This is a genomic window from Streptomyces sp. P9-2B-2 (assembly GCF_030406865.1).
Classification (GTDB): domain Bacteria; phylum Actinomycetota; class Actinomycetes; order Streptomycetales; family Streptomycetaceae; genus Streptomyces; species Streptomyces platensis.
In genome coordinates, this window is the sequence record NZ_CP129126.1 from 7,040,458 (window position 1) to 7,061,139 (window position 20,682).

General features: G+C 70.6%; 18 protein-coding genes. 13 read left to right on the forward strand and 5 right to left on the reverse strand.

The genetic code is table 11. The features are described from left to right. Nucleotides 1–46 precede the first annotated feature (46 nt). Nucleotides 47–850, reverse strand: coding sequence for an SDR family NAD(P)-dependent oxidoreductase (locus QT196_RS30905; protein WP_168481944.1), 804 nt, complete (start codon nt 848–850; stop codon nt 47–49). Nucleotides 851–1,254: 404 nt separating this feature from the next. On the opposite strand from QT196_RS30905, the gene QT196_RS30910 reads away from it, so the two are divergent. Next, nucleotides 1,255–1,974: an exonuclease domain-containing protein gene (locus QT196_RS30910; protein WP_168481947.1), complete on the forward strand. Its 720-nt coding sequence runs from the start codon at nt 1,255–1,257 to the stop codon at nt 1,972–1,974. A 51-nt stretch (nt 1,975–2,025) separates the two neighbouring features. Here QT196_RS30910 and QT196_RS30915 read toward each other — a convergent pair whose 3' ends face one another. Further along, entirely contained in the window at nt 2,026–2,916 is an 891-nt protein-coding gene (locus QT196_RS30915) for an aminoglycoside phosphotransferase family protein (RefSeq protein ID WP_290356110.1), read from the reverse strand. Between the two features lie 248 nt (nt 2,917–3,164). On the opposite strand from QT196_RS30915, the gene QT196_RS30920 reads away from it, so the two are divergent. The 8 genes from QT196_RS30920 to QT196_RS30955 all read left to right on the forward strand — a co-directional run bounded on the left by QT196_RS30920 (nt 3,165) and on the right by QT196_RS30955 (nt 12,520). Then, nucleotides 3,165–4,112, forward strand: coding sequence for a sugar ABC transporter permease (locus tag QT196_RS30920; RefSeq protein ID WP_168481953.1), 948 nt, complete (start codon nt 3,165–3,167; stop codon nt 4,110–4,112). A 155-nt stretch (nt 4,113–4,267) separates the two neighbouring features. Further along, nucleotides 4,268–5,038 carry a carbohydrate ABC transporter permease gene (locus QT196_RS30925; RefSeq protein WP_290356753.1) on the forward strand — a complete coding sequence of 257 codons (771 nt, stop codon included), beginning with the start codon at nt 4,268–4,270 and terminating at the stop codon, nt 5,036–5,038. Continuing rightward, nucleotides 5,038–6,357 (forward strand): sugar ABC transporter substrate-binding protein, encoded by a 1,320-nt coding sequence (locus QT196_RS30930; protein WP_290356111.1) that lies wholly within the window; start codon nt 5,038–5,040, stop codon nt 6,355–6,357. Before QT196_RS30925 ends, QT196_RS30930 begins: the two co-directional genes overlap by 1 nt. A gap of 520 nt (nt 6,358–6,877) precedes the next feature. Then, the gene (locus QT196_RS30935) at nt 6,878–8,083 is read left to right on the forward strand and encodes a S8 family peptidase (protein WP_168481956.1); all 1,206 of its coding nucleotides are present in this window, start codon (nt 6,878–6,880) and stop codon (nt 8,081–8,083) included. A 300-nt stretch (nt 8,084–8,383) separates the two neighbouring features. Continuing rightward, complete coding sequence (locus QT196_RS30940) at nt 8,384–8,971, forward strand: TetR/AcrR family transcriptional regulator (RefSeq protein ID WP_266731757.1); 588 nt, start codon at nt 8,384–8,386, stop codon at nt 8,969–8,971. Next, nucleotides 8,968–10,584, forward strand: a complete 1,617-nt coding sequence (locus QT196_RS30945; protein WP_290356112.1) for an MFS transporter — start codon at nt 8,968–8,970, stop codon at nt 10,582–10,584. Before QT196_RS30940 ends, QT196_RS30945 begins: the two co-directional genes overlap by 4 nt. 382 nt (nt 10,585–10,966) lie before the next feature. After that, entirely contained in the window at nt 10,967–12,061 is a 1,095-nt protein-coding gene (locus QT196_RS30950) for a glycosyltransferase (RefSeq protein ID WP_168481963.1), read from the forward strand. Between the two features lie 156 nt (nt 12,062–12,217). Then, nucleotides 12,218–12,520 (forward strand): hypothetical protein, encoded by a 303-nt coding sequence (locus QT196_RS30955; protein WP_266731763.1) that lies wholly within the window; start codon nt 12,218–12,220, stop codon nt 12,518–12,520. Here QT196_RS30955 and QT196_RS30960 read toward each other — a convergent pair. Continuing rightward, nucleotides 12,496–13,083: a GNAT family N-acetyltransferase gene (locus QT196_RS30960; protein ID WP_168484091.1), complete on the reverse strand. Its 588-nt coding sequence runs from the start codon at nt 13,081–13,083 to the stop codon at nt 12,496–12,498. The two genes, QT196_RS30955 and QT196_RS30960, sit on opposite strands and share 25 nt — an antisense overlap. 310 nt (nt 13,084–13,393) lie before the next feature. Between QT196_RS30960 and QT196_RS30965 the strand changes: the two genes are divergently transcribed. Next, nucleotides 13,394–14,359: a trypsin-like serine protease gene (locus QT196_RS30965; protein ID WP_356948488.1), complete on the forward strand. Its 966-nt coding sequence runs from the start codon at nt 13,394–13,396 to the stop codon at nt 14,357–14,359. Between the two features lie 94 nt (nt 14,360–14,453). Further along, nucleotides 14,454–15,047 carry a DinB family protein gene (locus tag QT196_RS30970; RefSeq protein WP_168481964.1) on the forward strand — a complete coding sequence of 198 codons (594 nt, stop codon included), beginning with the start codon at nt 14,454–14,456 and terminating at the stop codon, nt 15,045–15,047. Nucleotides 15,048–15,253: 206 nt separating this feature from the next. Here QT196_RS30970 and bla read toward each other — a convergent pair whose 3' ends face one another. After that, nucleotides 15,254–16,171 (reverse strand): class A beta-lactamase, encoded by a 918-nt coding sequence (gene bla, locus QT196_RS30975; protein ID WP_290356113.1) that lies wholly within the window; start codon nt 16,169–16,171, stop codon nt 15,254–15,256. A 165-nt stretch (nt 16,172–16,336) separates the two neighbouring features. Here bla and QT196_RS30980 point away from each other — a divergent pair, with 165 nt between their 5' ends. Both QT196_RS30980 and QT196_RS30985 read left to right on the forward strand, forming a co-directional pair. Further along, nucleotides 16,337–17,275: a LysR family transcriptional regulator gene (locus QT196_RS30980; protein WP_290356114.1), complete on the forward strand. Its 939-nt coding sequence runs from the start codon at nt 16,337–16,339 to the stop codon at nt 17,273–17,275. Then, on the forward strand, nt 17,272–18,174 hold the full coding sequence (locus tag QT196_RS30985) for a serine hydrolase (protein ID WP_266731768.1): 903 nt from the start codon (nt 17,272–17,274) through the stop codon (nt 18,172–18,174). The genes QT196_RS30980 and QT196_RS30985 overlap by 4 nt, the downstream gene beginning before the upstream one ends. A 9-nt stretch (nt 18,175–18,183) precedes the next feature. Here the strand turns inward: QT196_RS30985 and QT196_RS30990 are convergent, their stop codons facing one another. After that, nucleotides 18,184–20,682, reverse strand: coding sequence for a SpoIIE family protein phosphatase (locus QT196_RS30990; RefSeq protein WP_248001380.1), 2,499 nt, complete (start codon nt 20,680–20,682; stop codon nt 18,184–18,186).

A 20,682-nucleotide genomic window follows, 5' to 3' on the forward strand; every position in this document is an offset into this window, starting at 1 on the left:
GAGAAGACCGGCCGCCGGGTGGGGAAGATGGGCGGCCAGGTGAGAACTACGGCGTCCCCGTGATCCCCCCGTCGACCCGCAGCTCGATCCCGTTGACATAGTCCGCGAGCGGGCTCGCCAGGTAGGCGACCGCGGCCGCGATGTCCGACGGGCGCCCCAGCCGTCCGCTCGGATTCGGCGCATACTCCGCGACGAGCTCCGCCTCGTCCGGTCCGCCCTCCCCTTCACCCCGGCTGCCGTCGTCCTCGGCAGACCGCTCCTCGAACATCCGGTACATGGAGGGGGTGACGATCACCCCCGGGCTCACACAGTTCGCGGTGACCCCGGTCCCGGCGAGGTGCCGGGCCAGGCTGGTGGTCATGTTCACCACGGCGGCCTTGGCGGCGGAGTACGTCACCATGTGGGGCAGTGGTGTCCGTACCGCCCGGCTGCCGATGGTGATCACCCGGCCCCAGCCGTGGGCGCGCAGCGACGGCAGCAGCGTCTGGCTGACCCGCACCGTCGGCAGCACATTCCCCTCGAAGGCGGCCCGCCAGTCGGACGGCCGGGAGCTCTCCCAGTCGTGCTCGGCGAACGGACCGGCGTTGTTGACGAGGATATGGGCACCGAAGTCCCGTGCGGTGAGGGCGACCTGCTCGGCGATGCCCGGTTCCGTCAGATCGCCGAGCACCACTTCGGCCCGCACGCCACGGGCCGCGACCTGCTCGGCGACGGCCGCCGCGGCCCCCGCGTTCCGCCCGTGGACGAGGACGTCACACCCCTCGTCCGCCAGCGTCTCGGCGATCGTGGCACCGATCCCCGCACTGCTGCCCGTCACCAGCGCCGCGTGTCCTGCCAGCCGTAGGTCCATGGCGGTCAGCCTAGGGCGTGTCCGCAAAGTCCCGCCTGGCTCGCGGCGTCTGGCACGCACGCTCGCTGTGTTGTCGGGATCGTCCACGTAGGCCCACTACGAGGACGACCCTCCGCCTTGCGAGCGCACGCACCAGACGCCGCGAGCCCCGCCCTCCGGGCGAACGACGGGACTTTGCGGACACGCCCTAGGGGTGCGGGGGACGGGTGGGGCTCCTGCCGCGACAGGCCGTCGGCCGATTGTCAGTGGTGCGTGCGAGAGTGGGCGAGCAACGGGGGAAGTACCACCGAAGGAGGCCGCGTGAGCGGGTGCAGCAGGGGGATTCCCCCGGCCGAGGGCCGGGGGTTCGTCATGGAGGGGTGCGCGCCGCGCGAGTGCGAGGCCGGGCGAAGTGAGGTTTCGGCATGAGTTGGCATCAGGGGCTGCTGGTCAGCTTCGATCTGGAGACCACGGGCACCGACGTCGAGCAGGACCGCATCGTCACCGCGGCCCTGCTCCGGCTGGAGGGCGACGGCCGGCCGGCCGCCAAGCTGACCTGGCTGGTCGATCCGGGTGTGCCGATTCCCGATGAGGCAGCGGCCATTCACGGCATTTCCACCGCATACGTCCAAGAGCACGGGCGTGCGCCGGCGACCGCGATAGAGGAGATCACCGAGGCGCTGGCCGATGCCCTGCGCGCGGAGATCCCGCTGGTGGTGATGAATGCGCGCTACGACCTCTCGCTGCTGGACCGCGAGTGCCGCCGCCACGGCCTGCGGACCCTGACCGAACGCCTGGGGCACGCGCCCGCACCGGTCATCGACCCCCTCGTGCTGGACAAGCATGTGGACCGCTACCGCAAGGGGAAGCGTGCCCTTCAGGCACTCTGCGGTCATTACGGCGTCCGGCTCGACGGCGCACACGAGGCGGGCGCCGACGCGGCGGCCGCGGCCGGCGTCGCCCGGCGCATCGGGGAGAAGTACCCGGCCGTCGCCCTCCCGTCGCCCCGTGCGCTGCACACCCTCCAGGAGCAGGCGGCCGCCGAACAAGCCGCCTCGTTCCAGGCGTATTTGCGGCGCTCCGGTGACCCCCGGGCGATAGTCGAGCCGGCCTGGCCGCTGATCCCGTACCAGGCCGGCGCCTGAGCGAGTGCGGCCCGCGCGGGCCGCCGGGCCGGGCCCGTCAGCCCGCCCCGCTCAGAAGGGATACCACCGCACCGTCGCGTCCTTGTCGCGCAATGAGGCGATCCGGCGCCGGAACTCCTTGTGTGCCGCGGGGTTTCCGGGCGCGTGCTGGGACACCCAGGCGCAGCTCGCCGTCTCCCGCGACCCGCGCAGCACGGCGCAGCCCTCCCAGTCCCGGACATCCCAGCCGTAGACGGACACAAAGGTGTCGTAGGCGTCGGCGGTCAGGCCGTAGCGGTCCCGGCTGAGCGCCATCACGACCAGATCGTGTTCCCGCAGATCGGAGGAGAAGGTTTCCAGGTCGACCAGCACGGGGCCGCCGGGCCCGACATGAATGTTGCGGGCCAGCGCGTCGCCGTGGATGGGGCCGCGGGGCAGATGCGGTTCCAGGGCCGTGGCGGCGGCCGCGAAGGCGTCCCGCCGCCCGCGCAGATACTCCGCGTCCGAGGCCGATACGGCGTCGCCGGCCAGCCGCAGCCAGCGCTCGACACCGCCGAGCAGTTCGCGCCGGGGGAGCGCGAACGGTGGCTCCGGCAGCGCGTGCACCAGCTTCAGCAGCGCGGCGAGATCGTCCGGACCGGCCGGGCGGACGGCCTCCGGCAGCCGCTGCCAGTAGGTCACGGGATGTCCGTCCGCCAGCGTCGCCACGGGCTCCGCGGCCCGTACGGCCGGCACGCCCTCGGCGGCCAGCCACTGCGCCACGCCCAGCTCCCGCTCGGCGCGCTCCAGGAGTTCGGTGCTGCGGCCCACCCGTACGACCGGGCCGTGGTCGCCGAGGGCGAAGACGGCGTTCTCGCCGAGCGAGAGCAGCGCGGCGTCGGCGGCCGCCTCGGGGTGCCCGGCCGCGGCCAGCACGTCCCGGGCGCGCGCCTCCGTGAAGGCGGCGGGGCTCGGTTCGGTCATCGGGATGCCTCCTGGTGCATGGACGCGACCAGTGTCGCAGGTAGGACCCGCGGCCCCGGCCGGAAGGCATCCGGCGCGGGGGTTCCGCGCCGGAATCGGCCGGGGACCTTGACGGGGGTGCCGGCCGTCACGACGATGACGGCGGCCGGGAACGGCCGACGGGGAAGAGGGGGAGCGATGGCAGCAGTGCCAACGGCGGGGGCATACGGCACCAGACCGTCCGGACCGCGTCGCGCGGAGCCGCTCCCATGACCCTGGCGACCGCACCCCGGCGGCCCACCGCACCGGCCGCGGACCGCGCCACCCGGCCCCGGCGCGACCTGGGTGCCTGGTTCCTCGTGCTGCCCGCGCTGCTCCCGATCCTGGTGCTGAGCGTGGGGCCGCTGCTGTACGGCATCGGGCTGGCGTTCACCGACGCCCAGTCGGGCCGGACCCAGGCCACCCGCTTCGTGGGGCTGCTGAACTTCTCCGATCTGTTCCAGGACTCGCTGTTCTGGGACTCGTTCCGGATCGGCCTGTTATGGGCCTTCGGCGTCACCGTCCCGCAGTTCCTTCTCGCCCTCGGCCTGGCCCTGCTGCTCCATCTCGATCTGCGGCTGCGCTGGCTGGCCCGGGCGCTCGCGATCATCCCGTGGGCGATGCCCGAGGTCGTCGTCGGCATCATGTGGCGGCTGGTCTACCACCCCGACGCCGGCATCCTGAACGAGACCCTGCGCGGCCTGGGCCTGGGCCTGTCCGGAGCCGGCGACGGCCGGGACTGGCTGAGCGGGCTGGCCACCGCGCTGCCCGCGGTCATCGTCGTCGGCGTCTGGGCCGGAATGCCACAGACCACCGTCACGCTGCTGGCCGGTCTCCAGAACGTCCCCCGTGAACTGCACGAGGCGGCGTCCATGGACGGCGCGGGCGCCTGGCGCCGCTTCCGCACCGTCACCTGGCCCGCCCTCCGGCCCATCGCTCTCGCCGTCACCGCGCTCAACTTCATCTGGAATTTCAATTCCTTCGCCCTGGTCTTCGTCCTGACCGACGGCGGCCCCGGCGGCCGGACCCGACTGCCGATGCTGTTCGCCTATGAAGAGGCCTTCCGCTACGGGCAGTTCGGCTACGCCGCCACGATGGGCCTGGCGATGGTCGCGGTGATCTCGGTCCTGCTGGCCCTCTATCTGGTCGGCCGGTTGAAGGGGGACGACGACCGGTGAACGCCACCGAACGGGCCGACGGCAGCCGCCCCAGAAGCGTCCCGCCCGGCGCTACAAACGTCCGCACCCCACGACGTAAGGGCACCCACCTCGCTCCCCGCCGCACCGCCACCCGCACCGGCCAGTACGCCGCCCTCCTCGGCTATCTCGCCTTCCTGGCCTTCCCGTTCCTCTGGCTGCTCTCCACCGCCTTCAAGCCACCGCGGGAACTGGCCAGCCTGCACCCCACCTGGATCCCCGAGGCGCCGACCCTGGACAACTTCCGGCATGCCTTCGCACAGCAGCCGCTGGCGGCGGCCGCGGGCAACAGCCTGCTGGCCGCGGCGGTCTCCGCGCTGCTGGCCATCCTGCTGGCGACCCCGATGGCGTATGCCCTGGCCCGGGTCCGCAACCGCCTCTCACGGGCGGCCACCGGCTGGGTCGTGATCAGCCAGGCCTTCCCGCTGGTGCTGGTGATCATCCCGCTGTTCCTGATCCTGAAGGGGCTCCATCTGGTGGACTCCCGGATCGGTTTGATCACGGTCTATGTGGTGTGGTCACTGCCGTTCGCCCTCTGGATGCTGACCGGCTATGTCCGGGCCTTACCACGGGAGTTGGAGGAGGCGGCGGCGATGGACGGCGCCGGCCGGCTCCGTACGCTCGTCTCGGTCACCGCTCCGCTGCTCGCGCCCGGCATCGTCGCCACCGCGCTGTTCGCCTTCATCACCGCCTGGAACGAGTTCTTCTTCGCCCTGGTCCTGCTCAAGTCCCCGGAGAAACAGACGCTGCCGGTCGTGCTGACCCACTTCCTCGGGGCCGAGGGCGTCGCCGACCTCGGCCCGCTCGCCGCCGCCGCGCTCCTCGCCACGCTCCCGAGCCTGCTGCTCTTCGCCGTCATCCAGCGGCGGATCACCGGCGGGATGCTCGCCGGGGCGGTGAAGAGCTGATGCGTCACGACCCCGCGCCCGGCTGCCGTGTCACCCGGCGGGGCCTGCTCGCCGCGGCCGCCGCACTCCCGGCCGCGGCCCTGCTGCCGGGCTGCTCCGACGGTCGCCGCCGGTCGGCCGGTGGCCGGATCACCCTGCGTTTCCAGTCGCTGGCCTGGCAGCAGGACTCACTCAAGGCCAACAAACAGCTGGTCGCCGCATGGAACCGGCAACACCCCGGCATCCGGGTGCAGTACGTCCAGGGCGCCTGGCCCACCGTCCACGACCAGCTGCTGACCTCCTTCGAGGGCGGCGAGGCCCCGGACATCATCCACGACGCCTCCGACGACCTCGCGGACTTCGCCTACGGCGGCGACCTCGCCGACCTGACCGCCCTCATCTCGCCGCGCCTCAAACGCGACATCCCGCAGCGGAGCTGGGACACCGGCACCTTCAACGGCCGCATCCACGGCGTCCCGTTCCTCCAGGAACCGCGCGTGCTGATCGCCAACCGTGCCAAGCTGCACCGCTCCGGCGTCCGCATCCCCACCCCCGAACACCCCTGGACCTGGCCTGAGTTCGAGGAGGCGGCTCAACGCCTGACCCGCGGCACCACCTACGGCATCGCCTGGCCACTGAAGGAACCCGTCTCCGCCACCCTCAACCTCGCCCTGTCCACGGGCGGCCAGATCTTCCACCGCCGCAGTGACGGCAAGGTGGCGGTGCGCTTCGACGCCGCCGACCAGAGGGTGCCGCGCACCATCCACGACCAGGTCAATGCCGACCGCAGCGCCTCCCGTACGACGCTGGGCATGGGCGGCTCCGACACCCTCCCCGGCTTCTTCGCCGGGCGTTACGCGATGGTGCCGCTCGGCTTCTCCTACCGTCAGCAGATCGCCCAGCAGGCACCCAAGGGCTTCGACTGGACGGTGCTGCCCGCCCCCAAGGGCACCGCCCTGGATCAGGGCGTGAGCCCGCAGACCCTGTCGATCGCCGAGGACTGCCCGTACAAGGAGGAGGCGATGGCCTTCATCGACTTCTTCCTCAGCCCGCCGAACATGGTCCGGCTCGCCCTGGGCGACTGGCTGCTGCCGACGGGTCAGGAGGCCCTGAAGGACCCGGCCCTACGGGTCGCCAGATACGACTGGGCGACCGGCACCGCACTGGCGGACTCGCTGCGTTCCGCCCCGGCCCAGTCCGTCCGTGGATATCCGGAATGGAAGGACAAGATCGCCACCCCGGGCCTCCAGGAGTACTACAGCGGCGCCATCGGCCTCGACACCCTGCGGAAGCGGCTCGTCGAGGACGGCAATCTGGTGCTGGCCCGCTATCAGCGCTGAAGCGCGCCTGTAGACCCCATCGGCGCTGAAGTGCGCGCGAAGTCCTTTTGGTGCCGAAGGGTGCCGAAGTGTGCGCGGGGCGTTTATCGGCGTGCGGTCCTGAGTCCCCTATGGGCGCACGGTCCAGAGTCCGCCGTCGGCGGATTGTCGGAGCTACCGGTCCGTCCCAACTGCCCCTGCTCCACTCCGTATTGGGTGACAAACATCTCGCGCCCACCGGAGCGTGTGTCACCGGTATCGCCCACCGCCCCGGCCGCACCGTTCACCGCCCCGTCACCCTCCATTGCGTGAACGTAAACGGAGTTGAGTCCCTCCGGTTCAACTCCTGGGCCACTTTGACCACTTCTGAAACATTTCCCATTTCAGTGCCCTTGTTGCTTATCTCACACGACCCGGCTGGCCTTGAATTGAACTCATCAATCAGACAGGGTTTCGAGCCAGTCCGACGCAGATCTTCCGGTCTGTTCGGGCTATTGCGCAACGCTTTCCCCCCACACCACGAACGAGGAGAATCCTCGCAATGGCTCACAAGCGTTCCAGCAAGAAGCGGCTTGTCACGGCGATATCCGCCGCTGTTGCCGCCACTGGTATCGCCGCCGTCACCGCGGTCACCGCGGGCGCGTCCCCGGCCGCCGAAGGCAAGATCTACGGAGCCGAGGCCAAGGGCGCCGTGAATGGCAGCTACATCGTCATGATGAAGAAGGGCATCCGTACCGCGGAGAGCGGCGACCTGGCCGACAAGTACGGCGGCGAGGTCAAGCGGAACTACTCCTCCGCCATCGACGGCTTCTCGGCGACCGGTCTGAGCACCGAAGAGGCCAAGCAGCTCGCCGCCGACCCGGCCGTCGACAAGGTCGTCCAGAACAAGAAGTTCCACATCGACGGCGCCCAGGCCAACCCGCCGTCGTGGGGCCTGGACCGCATCGACCAGGCGGACACCAAGGGCGACAAGAAGTTCAACTACCCCGACAGCGCGGGTGAGGGCGTCACCGCCTACGTCATCGACACCGGTGTCCACATCAAGCACAAGGACTTCGGCGGCCGGGCGTCGTACGGCTTCAACGCCATCGACGGCAGCGACAAGGCCGAGGACGACAACGGCCACGGCACGCACGTCGCGGGCACCATCGGCGGTACCGAGCACGGCGTCGCCAAGAAGGCCAAGATCGTCGGCGTCAAGGTCCTGGACGGTGAGGGCTCCGGCACCACCGAGCAGGTCGTCGCGGGCATCGACTGGGTCACCAAGAACCACAAGGGCCCCTCGGTCGCCAACATGTCGCTCGGCGGCGGCGTGGACGAGGCGCTCGACGCGGCCGTGAAGAAGGCCATCGACGCCGGTGTCACCTTCGCCGTCGCGGCGGGCAACGAGTCCTCCGACGCGGGCCAGGGCTCCCCGTCGCGGGTGAAGGAAGCCATCACCGTGGCCTCCAGCACCAAGGACGACGAGCAGTCCGACTTCTCCAACTTCGGCAAGGTGGTCGACCTTTACGCCCCCGGCTCCGACATCACCTCGGACTGGAACACCGGCGACGACGCCACCAAGACGATCTCCGGTACGTCCATGGCGACCCCGCATGTCGTCGGTGCCGCCGCGGTCTACCTGGCCGGTCACAAGGACGCCAAGCCGGCCGACGTGGAGAAGGCCCTGACCGACGGCGCCACGCCCGACAAGATCACGAACCCGAGCGAGGGCACGCCCAACAAGCTGCTGAAGGTCGTCAAGTAACCACCTGACTCCCTCAGCTCCACACGCCGGCCGCCGCGCTCGCCCCCACGGGGCGCGGCGGCCGGGGTCGTTGTGCGGTCGTGGCTGTGGGGTGCGGTGGTCGGCGTCGTTGTGCGCTCCGCGACTTGCGCCTGGACGGTCCCAGTGTTCCCCCGTGACGACGCCGGGACGGCCCCCTGCCCCGTGACAACGCCGGGACGGCTTCAACGCCCGTCCTCGACCGCTGGAGCGATACCCCGCGTAGGCACTGCCTAAGCTGCCGCATAGACACTGTCTACTGTCATGCGGTAGACAGTGTCTATGAGTGATCAAGACGCGGCGGGTCTGCGTGCCCGTTTGGTGCAGACCGGCATCGACCTGCTGGCCGAAGAGGGCGTGCAGGCACTGTCGTTGCGGGAGATCGCCCGCCGGGCCGGGGTCTCCCACGGGGCCCCGCGGCGCCACTTCCCTACCCATCTGTCCCTGCTGTCCGCCATCGCCCGCCAGGGCTTCGCCGATCTGGCCGACCAGGTCGCGACGCACATCGACGACCACCGGACGGACCCCCGCGCCCAGCTCATGGCCCTGGGGCGTGGCTACCTCGACTTCGCGCTGACCCACCGCGGCATGTTCGAGCTGATGTTCCGTCATGACCTGCTGGAGAGCGACCATCTCGGCCTCCGGGAAACCAGCCTGCCGCTCTTCCAGACACTCGTCGACCTCGTCTCCCGGGCACAGCCGCAGTCCGATCTGCCGCCACCGGTCGTCGCGGGCGCCTTGTGGAGCAATCTGCACGGCATCGCCCAACTCTGGAGGTGGGGAAGCCTGCAACTCGCCACGGGGGCCGACGATGTCGAGCCGCTGCTCCGGGCCGCCCTGGACGCGCACCTCGGGCCGGCCGGCCGATGACCACCCGACGCCTGCAACGCCTCGTCCTCACCGGCAGTGTCACCGGGGCCGTGATCGTCGCCCTGGACGGCACCGTACTGACCGTGGCGCAGCCCGCCCTCCAACGGGATCTGCACGCCTCGTTCGGGCAGGTCCAGTGGACCAGCACCGGCTATCTCATCGCCGTGGCGAGCCTGCTGGTCTTCGCCGGCCGACTCGGCGACCGCTACGGCCACCAACAGCTCTTCGCCCTCGGGATCCTGGGCTTCGGCGCCACCTCGGCGGCAATCGGTTTGGCCCCCGGCGTCGGCTGGGTGATCGGACTACGCGTGGCCCAGGGCATCTTCGGCGCCCTCCTGCAACCCGCCACCCTGGGCATGCTCCGCGCCACCTATCCCCCCGACCAACTCGGCATGCCCCTCGCCCTGCGCACCAGCGCCATCGGGCTGGCAGCCGCCGCCGGACCGGTTCTCGGCGGCGCACTCGTCGCGCACTGGGGATGGCAGGCGGTCTTCTTCCTCAATGTGGTGCCGGCGGGCTTGATCGGCGGGTTGGCGTTGGTTGTCCGGGGGTCTGCCCTTGTCCCCGCCCCCGCCCCCGCCCCTCCCTCCGCCTCCTCCGTCCCTGTCTCTGACTCCGCCTCCTCCTTCGCGCCCGGGGAGGCATCCGCCGGCGGCGCCGGTACCACTGCCGCTGAAACCACCACCGCTGGTGGCGCTCGTGCCGCAGGTGGCCTCGACCTGCCGGGCGCCTGCCTCCTCGCACTGGCGCTGGTGAGTCTCGTGCACACCCTCGTCGCCCTTCCGGAATCCGGTTGGACGGTGGTCACCGCACTGGGCGGGGCCGTGGCCGCGTTCGCCTGCGGTGCCTTCATCCGGCACGAGCGCCGCACCGCGAGCCCGCTGATCCCCCTCTCCGTGGCCGGTTCGACCACCATTGCCTCGGCCCTTGCCGTCCTCCTCTCCGCGTCAGCGGCCCTGTTCGGCACGCTGTTCGTCAGCACCTACTTCCTTCAGGACGTCCTTGCGCTGGACCCGCTGGAGAGCGGTCTGCGCGTGCTGCCCCTGGCAGTGCTCATGGTGCTGAGCGCCCCGGCCTCGGCCGTACTACAGCGCCGGTACGGCCCCCGCCGGACGACCGTGACGGCGATGGTTCTCCTCACCCTCGGCATCCTCGCGCTGTCCCAACTCGACCGGACCTCCACGGCACCGGCCATCGGCGCGGGCTTCCTCCTACTGGGCGCCGGCTTCGGCACGGTAATGGTCACGGCGACGGCCGTCATCGTGCGCCATGTGCCCACGGCCCACGCCGGAGTGGCAGGCGGCCTCCAACAAACCGCGATGAACATCGGCCCGACACTGGGCGTCGCCACCGCCACCATGCTGGTGACCCTCACGACCCCCACCACCACAGGCGCCTACTCACCCGGCGCACCCCACTGGACCGCCGAAGCCTTCCTCTCCGCAATGGGCCCCACCCTCCTGACCCTGACGGCCATCGCCGCAACCGGCGCCCTGGCCGCGGCCAAACTCCCGCGCAGCACCACGACCAACGGCGATTCCCGGCAGCGGTCGGCGATGGGCGGAAGCGATCGCGACGAGTCCGAAGTGACTGCCACAGCATCCGACGGCTGACTCCTCGGGACCACCTCCTATTCCTCGAGGCCGCACGCCCGCCTCCGCTGCGCGACGTATGAGTCCGGCGCAGGCAGTCGGCCCCTGGGTCCGAGCGGCGCCGGACCTCGGCCAAGGCGTGTCACCTCCCCCCGGCCAGCTCCGTTGCGCACCGACGCTCCGCCCTGGTGCTGGATGCGCCTCAACTCAGCATCTGTCCCGGCCCGTTGGGCGAGTTATCCACAGGAGGCTTCCTCCGGAACCACGTCAGCCGCAACCTCCCCTACCGTCGGTGACATGCACGGAGGACTGCCGTTCATCGGCATCAGCACCATCGTCTACGGCGTGATCGGACTGCTCACCGTCGTAGTTGGCGCGATCCGCAAGACAGGGGGAGATCGACTTGCACACCATCACCGTCATCGTGCCCGCTCACAACGAGGAGGAGGGACTGCCGGCCACGCTGGAGTCCCTCGCATCTCAAACCGTCCCGCCTGACCGCGTCTTGGTAGTGGACGACGCATCCACGGACCGCACGGGCGAGGTGGCGGCCTCACATGGAGTGACCGTGTTGAGGCCGCCACGGAATCTCGGTAGCAAGGCCAAGGCGCAGAACTACGCCCTGCCGCAATGCGACACCGACCTCGTACTGGCCGTGGACGCAGACACCGTCCTCGCGCCGGACTACATCGAGACCGTCCTGCCCGTCTTCGACGACCCTGGCGTCTCGATCGCCGCGGGCACGGTCCGCACCCGCCACACCCGCACACTCTGGGAACGCGGGCGCTCCACCGAATATCTCTTCGGCTTCCATTGGCACCGCCCCATCCAGGCCCGCGCCAACAGCCCCATGGTCTGCTCGGGGTGCTGCTCCGTCTTCCGGCGCGACGACCTGATGGCCTTCGGCGGCTTTCCGGAACGAACCATCGTCGAGGACATGGATTACACGTGGTCCCAGCAGATCGCGGGCAGACGCGCGGTCTACGTCGCCGACGCCGTCGCCCTGGCCGCCGACCCGGAAGACCTCACCTACCTCCGCAAACAGGTCTGGCGCTGGATGGCCGGCTTCTGTCAGAACGTCCGGCTCCATCTCGGGCGGCTGATCCTGCACAAACCCTTGCTGGCAGTCTGGGTCCTGCTCGCTCTCCTGGAGATCCTCACCGCACCCCTGTGGTGGGCGACTCCGTTCGTCATCACCGCGACCACAGACCAGCCACCCGCACTCGCCTTCCTCTGGTGGGCCGGCGCCGAACTCCTGCTGACGACACCACCGCTCATCTACGCCGCCCTCCGCCGCAAACTCCCACTGACAGGGGTGCTGTTGAACATCCCCTGCGTCTACGCGACCAAGGCGGTCAATCTCGTCTACGCCTGGAAGGCCCTCATCGTGGAGTTGCTCTTGGTACCGCTTCATCTGGCCCGGGGGCTGACGGTCTACGAGAAGGGGCGGGCCGACCACCGACCGATGCGGTCGTCGGCTGCGGCGGGAGTGGGGTGAGCTGAGCTATGGCCGGGATGCCGTTTCCCTCGTCATGGGAGCGGCATCCTGAACGTCTGTCTCACGGGCCCAAGAGGACGCACTCGGCAGGCGGGCAGGAAGGCTGGGCGGCGGTGGCGCGGGAGGGGAGGGCCCGCCGGCCGTCGTGTGGCATCGATGCGACAGCGAAGGGGGCGCATCCCCAAAGAGTCGGCCAAGGGGCAGCTCCTCGCGGTCAAGGACGGCATCAACAGGATGCTCGAACAGGTCGACCTCACCGACGACGAACGCGAAGCACTCGAAGGCGACCGCGACGCTGTCACCGCCCTGGCCCAGAGACTCGCCGACATCCCGACCCCTGCAGGCCCGACGTCCAGGGAGCTCGGATCCACGACTGCCTTCATCCTTCTCACCGAGCTGACGGGCGGTGCCGCGTCAAGCGTCAAACCGCTGCATCAAGACGGCCAGGTATCACCCTGAACCCGGGCATGAAGATGTTCGTCATGCCATCCGTCGGCATGAAGCAGCGCCTGGCGCATCGTTCCCTCCAACGAGAACCCCGCCTTGGTCGCGATGCGGCAGGACGCCGTGTTCTCGACGGAATGAGTGATCCGCAGGCGATGGAGGCCGAGGTCGTCCAGAGCCCAACGGCTCACCTGGATCGTCGCGGAAACCATGACGCCGCCGCCTCTGCCGGCCGGCAGCAGCCAGTACAGAAACTCACCCTGCCCGCCGGATAGGTCCAGGTCGGCAAGGCCGATCAGCCCAATGGCTTCCCCGCCGTCAGGGGCAATGGCCCAGATCGCCGCATGTTCGCTCTGCCAGCGGCTGCGCCACCGGGCGATTTTTTTGCGGGCGCTTTCGACCGTCAACTGGTCCGGGCGGTTCCAGTGCTGGATATCCGGGTCAAGGCATGAGCGCACCAATGCGCTGGCATCACTCATCTCCCACGGCCGCAGCTGCATGCCTCCAGCCAGTCGGAAGACCGGCTGCTCGCACTGACTCATCTGGCCGGGAGCAACCACCGGCGGTATCGGACTCATCACTTGCCCATGATTACGGGCCAGGCCCAGCCAACCCCACACGAAAGGCCGCGAAACCGTCTCGATTCTCAATAACTTGCCCGTTCGCGTACCACTACGCGCCGACGGTCATGCCTGGCGCCACAGATCAGCGCGGAGATCCCCCGGGCGTGACGGTCGGTCGGAGTGGCCCGAAGCGGGGCAGGGCGCCGGCCATCGGCGGACATCCGGCACGTCTTCGGTGAAACCCGTCGTGGTGAAAGTCCGTCATGTCCTGTGAAACCGACGGTGTCCAGTGTCCACCACAGATCACTGCCCTTCAGGAGCCCGCATGTCCGTCGCCCCCACCACCCCGGCCACCTCCGCGATACCCGCTTCGTCCGCCCCATCCGCTGCCTTAGCCTTCGCGTCCCGCCGTCGTCACCGGGCTGCTGTGGCTGTCGTCGCGGGCACGTTGCTGGCGGCCGTCGGGCCGATGCCCGCGTCGGCCGCGTCCAAGGCGCCGGTCGACACGGTGTCCACCGTCAAGTACACCGCCGGCGAGCGCCGGGAGGCTCTCGCCTACTGGACGCCGGCGCGTATCAAAGCCGTGGGGAAGTCCGTGGATCTCGGGCCGACCGGTCCGAAGTCCCGGCCCTGGCGGGGCGCCACCATGAAGACCGTTGGGCGGCTCTTCTTCGTCAATGCCGACGGCGATGACAGCTGGTGCACGGCCACCGCCGTCCGGAGTGGCAACCGCTCCGTGGTGATGACTGCCGGACACTGCGTGCGTCGCCCCGCCTCACCCGTCAACACCTACATCGACCTGGTTTTTGTCCCCGGCTACCACAAGGGTGCACAGCCGTACGGCGCCTTCCCGGTGCGCGCCGCCATGACTCCGCGCACCTGGTCGGAGGATGCCGTCAACGACGTGGCGGCGCTGGCCGTGGATCCCCACGCCAAGGGGCGCCGGCTCACCGACGTGGTGGGCGGGCAGACCGTGGACTTCCATCACCGGGTCGGCGGGCGGACCGTGGCCTTCGGATACCCCGCCACCCGCCCGCAGCGTGGCGAGGAGTTGCTGCACTGCACCGGTACGGCCGTGCGGGCACCCAGCGACGAGCAGTCCGTCCCGTGCGACATGGGTGGCGGCTCCAGCGGTGGCCCCTGGCTGACCGACTTCGACGCCGCGACCGGCCAGGGCGTGCTGGTCTCCGTCAACAGCCATGGCGATGGAATGACGGGCGGCACGCACATGTTCGGTCCGGTGCTCGGGGACGTCGCGAAGCAGGTCTACGGGCGGGCGGAGCGTGGCTGATGCCGGCTGGTGCGGGTAGTTCGTCGGTCGCGTCAGGCGAACTGATTCCGCCACGAGAGGGGGATAGGGATCGCGCGGGCGGCAGACTGGTCCCATGACCCCATCAGGCCCCAAGGCTGACCTTCGCTTCTACCTTCAGTCCGCGCGCGATGCCCTGCTGTGGAAGCTCGACGGGCTCTCGGAGTACGACATTCGCCGTCCCCTGACGCCGACCGGCACCAATCTCCTGGGGATGGTGAAACACGTGGCCAGTGTGGAGCTGGGGTACCTCGGTGACACCTTCGGACGGCCGTCCGGTGAGCCGCTGCCCTGGCTCGAAGACGCTGCCGAGACCAACGCTGATATGTGGGTCACCGCCGACGAGTCACGCGAGTACATCGTCGAGCTCTACCGCCGGGCGTGGGCGCACGCGGACGCGACGATCGAGGCGCTGGCGCTGGACACGATCGGCACGGTGCCGTGGTGGCCCAGCGGCAAGGACGAGGTGACGTTGCATCATGCCGTGGTGCGGGTGATTGCCGATACTCACCGGCACGCCGGCCATGCCGACATCCTCCGGGAACTCATGGATGGCGCCGTGGGGATGAATGAGGGCAACGACAGCATGGCGTCAAGCGACTCGGCCTGGTGGGAGGGCTATCGCAGTCGGCTGGAGCGGGCAGCTCAGGAAGCGAACCGGGAGGCGTAACTTCAGGCGCTGAGACGGTGCCGGATCGCTCGGAACGGCCGGCCGCACCCCGTCACGGCGGCCGGCCATCCGCCGACGCAGCCAGCGCCAGCGGCTAGCGGAAGCGGCCAGCGCCAGCGGCCAGTCGAAGCGGCCAGTGGAAGCGCGCAGCCAGCCGCTCTCGGCGGGCCCCCCGCTCCCCTCGTCGCCCCCGACGGTGCCCGTCCCTACGACACCCTCTCCGCCACCACAGAAGCCGCCTCCGCGACCAACGCGTCGTCATACTTCGCGTCCTTCTGGGGGCGGTTCGACAGGATCGCTACGACGATGGGGGCGGCGTGGGGTGGCCAGACGACGGCGATGTCGTTGCGGGTGCCGTAGGTGCTGCCGGCGCCGGTCTTGTCGCCGACGAGCCAGTTTTTGGGCATGCCGGCCTTGATGAGCTTGGCTCCGGTGGTGTTGGTCTGGAGCCATTTGGCGAGCTGTGCGCGTTCGCGACGGGGCAGGGTGTCCCCGAGGACGAAGGAGCGCAGGTCCTTGGCGAAGGCCCGGGGGGTGGTCGTGTCGCGGGTGTCGTTCGGGGACCAGTCGTTCAGTTCCGGCTCGTGGCGGACCATCCGGGTGGTGTGGTCACCCAGCTTCTCCAGTACGGAGTCGAGGCCCTTGGGGCCGCCGATCGAGTCGAACAGCAGGTTGGCGGCGGTGTTGTCGCTGTAGCGGACGGCGGCGTCACACAGGGCGCGCAGGGTCATCCCGGTGTCGACGTGCTTCTCGGAGACGGGGGAGTTGGAGACCAGGTCGTCGCGGGAGTAGGTGATCACCTTGTCCATGCCGGGCAGTGAGTACTTCTGCAGTACGGCGCCGGCGGCCAGGGCCTTGAAGGTGGAGGCGTGGGCGAAGCGTTCGTCCTGGTGGTAGGAGACTTCGCGGCCCGTGCCGGTGTTGATCGCGTAGACGCCGAGCCGGGCGTCGAATTTTCGCTCAAGGTCCTTGAATGCCTGGGCGGATGACTTCGGCGCCGCGTCCGTGTGTGCCGCCTTCGTGGTGGGGGAGGAGGCGGCCGGGGCGCCGCAGGCGGTGAGCGGGACGAGGGTGAGGGCGGCGAGCGCGCCGATGACCAGGCGCCGGGCTCGGGTGTGGGGCATGTCTGATCCTTTGGGAGTCCCGGGCGCGCGCGGCGTACGGGGGAGTGGGTGGGTGGCGGCCCTGTTCCCGGGCCTCGGTTGCCGTGATCAGCCTGGCCTTCCGGCATCTATGCAGTCCAATGCGCTCATGGGGGTTTCCATGCCGAAATCGCATAGGGTGGCGTCGTGGATCTGGTGGGAGCGTGTCGTGCGTTTGTCAGCGTGAGCGAGCGCGGCAGTTTCACCGTCGGAGCGGCCGCCGCGCGGATGTCGCAGTCGGTGGCCAGCCGTCGTGTCGCCGCCCTTGAGGAACGCTTCGGTGAGCGGCTTTTCGAGCGAACGGCGCGGCGGGCGGTGCTCACGCCCTTCGGCCGGGACATGCTCCCGGCCGCCCGACAGCTGGTGCTCGCCGCCGATGTGCTGCAACACGAGGCGGAGACCGCCAAGCTCAAACCGTGGCGGCTCGCGGTGCCCGACATCTGCTCCACCGCCGGTCTCGCCCGCCTCATCGCCGACGCACGAGGGCACGGCGTCACCCTCGATCTCCGCGCCGCGGCACCGGCGGAGCGGGCCGAGCTGCTGCACTCCCAGCAGGTGCGTGCCGCCCTGCTCGCCGTCCCGCGGGACGAGGCGACCTGGTCGGTGCCGCTCGGGCTCGCCGGCGCGCAGGATCCGGGCGGGAAGCGCCTCTATGCCGAGACGCTGCGCATGGGGCGCGCCGGGGTCGGTGCGCCCCGCCGTATCTGGATCCAGCCGGAGGACGATGTGCCGCATATCCGTGACCCGTTGACGCGGCTGCGCGACGCCGTCGGGCTGCGGCCCGCCCAGCTCGTCGTCGCGGCGGACCACACGACCGCCGCTGCGGAGGTGCTGTGCTCACGCGATGTGCTGCTCTGCTCGCCCGCACAGGCCCGGGAACTCGCCCTGCACTGGCGTCCCCTCGGCGAGATCGCGCTCACCCGGGGGTTTGCCCTGGCGACCGCCGTGGCCGGCCACCCGGACCATATCCGTGCGCGTCTGGGCGACGACATCGCCCGCTGTCTCGGCGTCAACGAGGGCGTCAACGAGGGCGCCAATGAGGGCGCCGGCAAGGGCGTGGAGACGCCGGGCGCGGTGGTGACATGAGCACCGAGGCACTGCTGCGCGAGATGCGTCAGCGGCTGCGGGACGGCGGCCTGCACGGCTGCTTTCTCGTCCGGGACCTGCATACGGGACAGGAGCTGGGCATCGAGCCCGACACCCAGCTGCCCGCCGCCTCCCTGGTGAAGATCCCGCTGGCGCTGGCGACACTGGAACGTATCCGGCGGGGCGAGCTCGACGGATCGACGATGCTCACGGTGGAACCCGGGCGGATCACCACCCCTGGTCCGACCGGGCTGAGCCGCTTCCGTCATCCGGTCCGGATCGCGATCGATGACCTGCTCTACCTCAGCACCTGTGTGAGCGACGGGACGGCCGCGGACGCGTTGTTCGCCCTCACTCCGCCTGCTCAAGTCGCCCTGATGATACGGGAGTTCGGGCTTCAGGGGATTTCCGTCCGGCACACCACGCGGGAGCTGAGCGAGACTCCCGTGGAACGCTTCGATGCCGCGGAGGCGCATCTCGCCTACGCGCTGGCCATCGAGGCCGGTACCAGCGGCCGCGGCCACCGGGTGCCGCAGCTCGATGTGACCCGTGCGAACTCCGGCAGCGCGCGCTCGTACGTCGAACTTCTCCAGGCGCTGTGGACACCGTCGGCGATCCCCCCGGAGGTGGCCGGGCGCGTCCGCGGCCTCATGGCGGACAATCTGCTGCGGCAGCGCATCGCCCCGGACTTCAGCTCGGACGCCTCCAACTGGTCCTCCAAGACGGGCACCCTGCTCAACCTCCGCCACGAGGTCGGTGTCGTCGAGCACTCCGACGGCCAGACCTTCGCCGTCGCCGTCCTCACCGAGTCGCTCGTCCCGGCCGGCACCCAACCCGATGCCGATGCCGTCATGGCGCATGTCGCCCGCACCCTCCGCGATCACCTCCGGCAGCTGTAGGACGCGCCCCTAGGGGCCGTCCCCCGGGGTGTCGTCCCGGTGCGGCGCCCCGGGACCGTACTCGGTGAGCAGCAGGGCGATGTCGTCGGCCCGGTACGAGGAGCGCCGGGCGTTGTGCAGCAGCCGGTCGGCGAGTTCGTCCAGGGAGTCCGCGCGGGCGTGCGCCAGGGAGGAGCGGAGGCGGTCGATCCCTACGTCGATATCGGCCCCGGGCTCCTCGACCAGGCCGTCCGTGTAGAGGGCGAGGACGGATCCCGGCGGCAGGTCGACCGGGGTGGTGGGGTAGGCGCTGGTGCGCTCCACCCCGAGGAGCGGGCCGATGTCGAGGTCGAGGACCTCGGTCGTCCCGTCGGGGCGGCGGAGCAGCGGCGGGGGGTGGCCGGCGGTGACGGCGTGGGCATGGTGGGTGTCGGCGGCCACCTGGAGGTAGCAACAGCTGGCCAGCAGCCCGGGGTCGAGGTCGACAAGGGTGCGGTTGACGCCCGCCATCACCTCGCCAGGGGTATGGCTCACGGCCGTGAACGCCCTTACCGCGCTGCGGAGTTGGGCCATGGTGGCCGCGGCGGCGATGCTGTGCCCCTGTACGTCGCCGATGATCAGCGCGACCCCCTTACCGGTGGGGATGACGTCGTACCAGTCGCCGCCGATGTCCATCCCGCTGGTGCCGGGCAGATAGCGCGCGACGGTGCGGATGCCGGGGATCACGGGCAGCTGGTGCGGCAGCAGCGCCTGCTGGAGGCCGCGGGCGATGGCGAACTCCGAGTCGTAGAGCTTCGCGCGTTCCAGGGCCTGGGCGATCAGCCCGGCGAGGGCGGTGAGCACGCCGCGGTCCTTCTCGGCGAACCGGTGGTTGTTGTCGAAGCCGAGGACGCAGGTGCCGACCGGGTGGCTGGAGGCGATCAGCGGCAGATACGCCCAGGAGTTCACCTCGCCGGTGGGGGCGCCCGGGTAGTTCCGGGTGAGGTCCTGCCGCGATTCGATGAAGAGCGGAGCGCCGGCGGTCAGGGCCTCCGTACCGGGCAGCCGGGCGTGCAGCGGTGCGCCTTCCAGCCCGTCGAGGAAGTCTTCGTGGCGCCCGGTGTGGAAGAGGCGGTGCATCGTTCCGTTGCGGACCACATAGATGGCCAGCTGCTGGCCTCCGAAGGCGGGGAGGAGCTGGTCGGAGACGACTTCGCAGACCTGGCGGGTGGTGACCGCCTCGGTGAGCGCGCTGCCGAGCTGGAGGACGTGGTGCATGACTCCCAGCCGCGTCGGGGTGGCGGCGGTGGCCGGTTCGGCCGCGGAGGCGGGTGGTGTCGACGTCGAGGGGGGATGGCCGAGGGGTACCACCCGGCCGGTCACGCCGTCCGCTTCCGGATGGAGGGAGAAGGCGAGCCAGCGGTCGGGCGCCTGGCAGGCGAGGAAGGAGGCCGGCGCCTGCGAGATCATCGCGGACCGGTGCCGGGACTCGACGTCGGGATCGGACAGCCAGGGCAACGCGTCCCACAGAACCTGCCCCAGCAGCTCGTCGCCGGACACGTCCAGCTGCCGCAGGGCGGCGTGGTTGGCGTAGGTGACCCGCCCGTCGGGGGCGAGGGAGAACAGTCCGTCCCGCAGCCGTTCCACCGCGGCGACGGCCGCGCTGCCGGCCCGGCTGTCGACGACCGCGCCCACCAGCTGGCGGCGGGCCGGCACGTCGCCGGACTCCAGGACGCGGGCCCACAGCTCGACCGTGCGGTAGCCCTCGCCGCCGCCCCCGCGCTCCCGTACGCGCAGACGCCGCGCGGTGATCCGGTGGCCCCTGGCGGCCGCCTCCCGGGCGGCGGACAGGAAGGCGGCGAGATCACCGGGGTGCAGACAGGCGGCCAGCGAGGTGGCCTGACCGTCGAGGGCACGGGGGTCGAGACCGAAGATCGCGCAGAGCTCGTCGTCGCCGCGGAAGGTGCCGGAGCCGAGGTCCCAGCCGAACAGGCCGACCCGTACGGCCGTGGCGGAGGGTGCCGGGATCTCGATGGGCACCGTCTCGGGGGCGCATTCCACCGGATCGCCGGTACGGGCGCGGAGGGCGGCCAGCGCGCTCCCGAGCCGGGCGGCGACGGTCCGTACGTGGCGGCGCTGGGCCCGGGACAGCCCTTCGCTGCCGGGTGACGCCGCCCAGACGACCGCCAGCGCGCCGAAGGTCTCCCCGCCCGCGCCCACCGGTACGGAGCAGGAGCCGAAGGCGTACGGCAGCGCCACCGCGAGCTGCGGATAGCGGCGCATGGTCTCCTCGGCGTTGGCCAGGTGGACGGTGCGCCCGGAGCGGTACGCCGTGGCGAGCGGGATGGGGCTGCTCACCGGGATGAGGCGCCAGCCACCCAGCAGGGAGGGCGGCACCCCGTACGCCGCGGCGAGCACGATCGACCGGCGGTCGCGGGAGCGGAGAAAGACGCTGCCCGCGTACGCGCCGGTTCCTTCGACGGCTTCGACGGCGGCCGCGGCGAGCAGATCCGCGCGCTCCGCCGTCTCGCCGACGGTCATCCCGCGCAT

Bases quoted from the DNA above. Each gene is read 5' to 3' on its own strand.
- QT196_RS30960 (WP_168484091.1), bottom strand. From the start codon at position 13,083: ATGAGTCCGATACCGCCGGTGGTTGCTCCCGGCCAGATGAGTCAGTGC.
- QT196_RS30920 (WP_168481953.1), top strand. From the start codon at position 3,165: ATGACCCTGGCGACCGCACCCCGGCGGCCCACCGCACCGGCCGCGGAC.
- QT196_RS30910 (WP_168481947.1), top strand. From the start codon at position 1,255: ATGAGTTGGCATCAGGGGCTGCTGGTCAGCTTCGATCTGGAGACCACG.
- QT196_RS30940 (WP_266731757.1), top strand. From the start codon at position 8,384: ATGAGTGATCAAGACGCGGCGGGTCTGCGTGCCCGTTTGGTGCAGACC.
- QT196_RS30990 (WP_248001380.1), bottom strand. From the start codon at position 20,682: ATGCGCGGGATGACCGTCGGCGAGACGGCGGAGCGCGCGGATCTGCTC.
- QT196_RS30985 (WP_266731768.1), top strand. From the start codon at position 17,272: ATGAGCACCGAGGCACTGCTGCGCGAGATGCGTCAGCGGCTGCGGGAC.
- QT196_RS30955 (WP_266731763.1), top strand. From the start codon at position 12,218: ATGCGACAGCGAAGGGGGCGCATCCCCAAAGAGTCGGCCAAGGGGCAG.
- QT196_RS30945 (WP_290356112.1), top strand. From the start codon at position 8,968: ATGACCACCCGACGCCTGCAACGCCTCGTCCTCACCGGCAGTGTCACC.
- QT196_RS30915 (WP_290356110.1), bottom strand. From the start codon at position 2,916: ATGACCGAACCGAGCCCCGCCGCCTTCACGGAGGCGCGCGCCCGGGAC.
- QT196_RS30935 (WP_168481956.1), top strand. From the start codon at position 6,878: ATGGCTCACAAGCGTTCCAGCAAGAAGCGGCTTGTCACGGCGATATCC.
- QT196_RS30930 (WP_290356111.1), top strand. From the start codon at position 5,038: ATGCGTCACGACCCCGCGCCCGGCTGCCGTGTCACCCGGCGGGGCCTG.
- QT196_RS30905 (WP_168481944.1), bottom strand. From the start codon at position 850: ATGGACCTACGGCTGGCAGGACACGCGGCGCTGGTGACGGGCAGCAGT.
- QT196_RS30970 (WP_168481964.1), top strand. From the start codon at position 14,454: ATGACCCCATCAGGCCCCAAGGCTGACCTTCGCTTCTACCTTCAGTCC.
- QT196_RS30965 (WP_356948488.1), top strand. From the start codon at position 13,394: ATGTCCGTCGCCCCCACCACCCCGGCCACCTCCGCGATACCCGCTTCG.
- bla (WP_290356113.1), bottom strand. From the start codon at position 16,171: ATGCCCCACACCCGAGCCCGGCGCCTGGTCATCGGCGCGCTCGCCGCC.